General features: G+C 34.0%; 5 protein-coding genes. 1 reads left to right on the top strand and 4 read right to left on the bottom strand.

What is annotated here, in order from left to right:
• Positions 1-263: 263 nt before the first annotated feature.
• From AB4Y90_RS11825 to AB4Y90_RS11815, 3 genes are all read right to left on the bottom strand, one after another.
• Positions 264-1,007 (bottom strand): hypothetical protein, encoded by a 744-nt coding sequence (locus tag AB4Y90_RS11825; RefSeq protein WP_441557780.1) that lies wholly within the window; start codon positions 1,005-1,007, stop codon positions 264-266.
• A gap of 82 nt (positions 1,008-1,089) precedes the next feature.
• On the bottom strand, positions 1,090-1,707 hold the full coding sequence (locus AB4Y90_RS11820; RefSeq protein WP_441557779.1) for a DUF5715 family protein: 618 nt from the start codon (positions 1,705-1,707) through the stop codon (positions 1,090-1,092).
• Positions 1,708-1,839: 132 nt separating this feature from the next.
• Entirely contained in the window at positions 1,840-2,961 is a 1,122-nt protein-coding gene (locus AB4Y90_RS11815) for a T9SS type A sorting domain-containing protein (RefSeq protein ID WP_441557778.1), read from the bottom strand.
• Positions 2,962-3,136: 175 nt separating this feature from the next.
• Here AB4Y90_RS11815 and aqpZ point away from each other — a divergent pair, with 175 nt between their 5' ends.
• Positions 3,137-3,853 (top strand): aquaporin Z, encoded by a 717-nt coding sequence (gene aqpZ / locus AB4Y90_RS11810; protein WP_441557777.1) that lies wholly within the window; start codon positions 3,137-3,139, stop codon positions 3,851-3,853.
• Positions 3,854-3,907: 54 nt separating this feature from the next.
• On the opposite strand, the gene AB4Y90_RS11805 is transcribed toward aqpZ, so the two are convergent.
• Positions 3,908-4,453, bottom strand: a complete 546-nt coding sequence (locus AB4Y90_RS11805) for a hypothetical protein (protein ID WP_441557776.1) — start codon at positions 4,451-4,453, stop codon at positions 3,908-3,910.
• Between the last annotated feature and the right edge of the window lie 144 nt (positions 4,454-4,597).

Genomic DNA, 4,597 nt, shown 5'->3' with positions numbered 1-4,597 from the left:
CTTGGTGATGTATAAACTGGTCATGAGTAGAAATTCTCCTGCTATGTAATACGGATATAAAAACGAAGTGTCTTGCAGCTCCGGAACATAAGCAAAGAAAAGACTAATTAATTCAATAAGAAAAAGAAAAACAATATAATAGGCATATTGTTTTTCTTTTTTATCGAGAATGGTAAATTTCCAAAATATTAGAGCTATGATAGCTACAAGCAATCCATAATTGATAAACAAAAATGTTTTGTAAAATTCTACCATTTCAGCAATTATTCATCTGTCCCAAAATCTGGTATTTTACAAACCGGCGGACAAGGTTTTGCCCAATCGTAAGTATTTGAAATAGTTTCAACACTTCCGTTTCCTAAATTTTTATGAAAAGCAATAAAAACCAAAGCAGGCAATTGTTTTTGATAGATTTCCGAATATTTCAATCCGAATGAGCAAACAAAGCTAAGATCAGAATCTGCATGAGCAATTTTTTCTGCAGGAACATAGAATTTATTGAAAATACTTTTAGATTTTCCTTCCTTGAATTGAGCATAGAACCAATCCTGCCCGTTGCTCTGCCAAGATTCGATAGAGTTTACCGCTTTATCCTGCTCCATAATAGGCTGGTTTGTAATCGGAAAAAACATATCAGAATCGTTATCGATCTTACGCATGTCTTTTGACAGCAAAGCATTTTTAACAACCGTATAAGTCTGAATTTCAGTCAATCTCAAATCGTTTTCCAACTGCTCGAAAGGGCAAAAAGGAAATTCGCCGGTTTCTACTTTATTCCCTTTTTCATCCAATGGGCATAAAATCAGTGTCAACTGACCTTTCACAACTCCTATTTCGGCACAAAATTCTTTATTAGAATTATTTTTCTTAAGCCATTGTACCTGTTCAGGTGATAGATTGAATACATAATTTGGCGGAAAAAGCCCTTCAATTCTTGCAAGATCTTGCTTAGCCATGATCCAGCCTTCCAAAGCCATAGAATATTCGTCTCTGTTTAAATTGTTCATAAAAGATGGTTTTTAATTCTGTGTATAAAATTATTGAATCTGCCCAAACTACACAAACATCCCATGAATAAATAATAATTATTTAATAATTTCTCACAGTCACATGAAAACAGCTCTGCTGCCTTTCTTTAATGTAATAAATACGGCCTGCATTTGCATAATATTTAAGAACTTTTTCGAGGGCGGCTTCCATTTTGGGGTTATTCTTTAAAACACCGTTAAATCTTACATAAGAAATATCGAATGAATTACCGTAATTATGCGAGCTAATACCCAAACTTGCATTAGAATTTACCTTTCTCAGCCTGCATTGATCTTCGAGCGTTCTGGTCACCGAGGTCACCGTAAAAGTATGACCTTTGGTTTCTTTACTGAACCTTGCCCCGATCTTTTCTAAAGTAGCTTTTCCTTTAGAAACCATCCACGCTCTGCTGTAATCTAATTTCTGAACCTTAAAACCCTTTCCCGATTTTTTGATCGAATGAAATTTTCCGCTATTGATGTATTTCTGAACGGTAGCCGTTGTTTTCAGAATTTTTACATTAAAACTTCTTGATGCATCCAAATGCGGCTTGTAAAGCGAGGTAGGCTCTACTTTTAAGATCTCTGTAAGATCGTAGCATGGCAACGATTTAGCAGATTTCTGGCTGAATAAAAACTGACAAAAAAATATGGAAATAATAAACAGGCGCTTCTTCATTAAAGGCTATTTTTACTTTAACGCAAATTTAAAAATTTTGTTTTGTTTTCTTTTATCATATTTGCATTCATAATAGTTTATAATAAAAAAAGGAAAACTTCTGTAGAAATTTTCCTTTTTTATTTTTAATATTTACTTCTTAATAAATTTATGGCTGCGGGAAGAACCTTTGCTGTTCAACATCAAAAGATAATTTCCTGTTGGTAAATCACTTACTTTTAACCTATAATTTTTACTATTTATGCTTAAATTTTTCACAAGTTTTCCGTCTGAGGCAAAAACTTTAATGTTTTCTACATCTTCATTACTTTCGATAGCAAGAACATCAACCACAGGATTTGGATATACATTTATAATTGGCTGTTTTTTAGTCTCATTAACGCCTAAAGAAGGAATCATGGCTTTAGTCATATACTGAAACTGCCCTGTAACCATCTGAGTTTGAACTCCCGTTGTTGTATTTATTGAAAACACTGCGCTACCCGTAGTATAAAGTATATTGCCGTTACCTGCTTCTATCACTCCTCTTAAATTGCCTGTACCTACAGGATAATAATTTATAATACTTCCATTCGTTGGTGAAAGCACATAAACTCCTGCATTATTTCCCGATCCTGAATGATTTTGAAATACCGCCGCAACAATATTACCATTTGCCAAAAAATTGATCTGCTGTAAATTTTGAAAAACTCCCGGAGCAACCAAATTGCCCAGCGAAGCACCCGAATAGTTGAGCTTTTGAATACCGTTTGTATCTAATCCCGACACATATACAACTCCATTTTTATTATCTAATATATCAAAGATAGACGTATTAGGAGCCGGATAAGTTCCGATAAAAGTTCCGCTGGTTGTATATCTGATGATACTGTCTGCCGTAGAACCGTTACCATTGCCGTCATTTGCAACCCAGACTTCATTATTTACTACATTTATTCCTCTCACATTATCAAGTCCGGTGGTAATTGATGACTCATAAACACCTGCCAGATTATAAATGTATATCTTGTCATTGGTCTGGTCTGTTATCCAGATTTTATCATTTACCTGGGTAATACCTTTTATAGTTCCCGTCGCCTGCGAGGTAAGGTCTATAAAATTAGGGTTGATCACGGTTCCATCTGCCAAATTTAAAAGAAGAACTCTTTTAGCAGCACTTGCAGAAGACACTACTAAAATACTGTTTTGAGCCGACGTAATCCCAAACCCAAAAAGAGAAATTAATAATGTAAAGAAAATAGATTTTAAAGTCATAATGCATTATTTTTAAATTAATAACAAATATAATTACATCCATAAAAATAGTTAAAAAAATAAAACCATTACAACAATTCTTTATTTTTAGTAAAAAAAATATGTTAAAATAAAGATTAAAGTGAAAAATTATTTTTTGTACATTAGCTTTACTAATCAAAAAATACAATTAGAGATGATTTCAAAAACTTCAAAATTTGTTGCTGAAATGTTCGGCACCATGGTCTTAGTTTTAATGGGTTGCGGTAGCGCTGTCATTGCAGGCGCAGACGGAACCACAGGAGTAGGACTATTAGGAATTTCTTTCGCATTCGGCTTAAGCGTTGTTGCCATGGCTTACGCAATTGGCCATATTTCAGGATGCCACATCAATCCTGCAATTTCTATTGCAATGGTTGCAGCAGGAAGAATGAAAATAGGCGAAGCAGTCAGTTATGTAATCGCCCAGATTATCGGAGCCATTATTGGAGCCGGCGTTCTTTATCTTATTTTCACCAATCATCCGGGGGCAGAAATGAAACCTTGGGCTTTAGGATCCAACGGTTGGGGAACAGGATACCTTGATGAGTACAACACCCTTGCAGCGTTTGTTGCAGAATTTGTTTTCACATTTATCTTTTTAATGGTGATTTTAGGATCAACTTCTACAAAAAATATCAATGGTGGATTTGCGGGTTTGGCAATCGGTTTTTCTTTAGTTTTAATTCATATCGTGGGTATTAAAATCACCGGAGTTTCTGTAAACCCGGCAAGAAGCATTGGTCCTGCAATTTTTGCAAAAGGCGAAGCTCTTTCGCAACTGTGGCTGTTTGTTGCGGCTCCCGTTTTAGGTGGAGTTTTTGCGGCATTTACTTACAATTTATTGATTGAAAAGCCGGAATCAGCAAAATAAAAACACATTTTTTTATATAAAAAACAATTCCTGTCTTTTCAGACGGGAATTTCTTTATTTCGACTTCTTGATTTCAAAAGGATTTTTAAAGATCAGTTCTTCATGTTTTCCTTTTACCTCCATTTTTTTAGATAATAAATTGAGCGCCATTTTCCTTATGAAAAGATCTTTATCCGTAAGATTCCAGTAAAGATCTTCGTGTACTTTCTTAGGTTTTCGGATCAGATAAAATTCTGTTTCCCAGGAATCTACATTGTGATAAAACTCAATAATTCCGCAATGTTCGGGAATTACAGAATGCTCTATCATTCCCATCGGCAAAAGAAAACTGAAAGAATTGCAGATGTAATCGCCGCAGCAGATCTTATCATGTTTCAGAAATTTCTCACCTGTAGAAGCATTAACGTAAAATTTTTTAAAATCATTTTTAAAATCACTTTTAGAAAGTTTAATTTCTATTTCGTGACTATACCCTTCAAAATTGATCACCAGAATATCAGCTTCCCAATCTGCCTGAAAATGATTGGTCAACACAATTTCTTTCTCAAAATCACATTGAGAATGAATGTATGCATGAACTAACTCTTCGATTTTTATCACACTTAAAAAATTTTAGATTTTAGATTATAATATTCTAAAACAACTAACTAACTAACTAACTAACTAACTAACTAACTAACTAACTAACTAACTAACTAACTAACTAACTAACTAACTAACTAACTAACTAACTAACTAACTAAC

It is taken from the genome of Chryseobacterium sp. 2TAF14, from assembly GCF_052115105.1.
GTDB lineage: Bacteria > Bacteroidota > Bacteroidia > Flavobacteriales > Weeksellaceae > Chryseobacterium.
The sequence above is the reverse complement of the archived record's forward strand: the minus strand, read 5'-3'. Positions and strand labels throughout refer to the sequence as shown.

Coding starts and splice junctions, on each gene's coding strand:
- AB4Y90_RS11825 (WP_441557780.1), bottom strand. CDS start 1,007: ATGAACAATTTAAACAGAGACGAATATTCTATGGCTTTGGAAGGCTGG.
- AB4Y90_RS11820 (WP_441557779.1), bottom strand. CDS start 1,707: ATGAAGAAGCGCCTGTTTATTATTTCCATATTTTTTTGTCAGTTTTTA.
- AB4Y90_RS11815 (WP_441557778.1), bottom strand. CDS start 2,961: ATGACTTTAAAATCTATTTTCTTTACATTATTAATTTCTCTTTTTGGG.
- aqpZ (WP_441557777.1), top strand. CDS start 3,137: ATGATTTCAAAAACTTCAAAATTTGTTGCTGAAATGTTCGGCACCATG.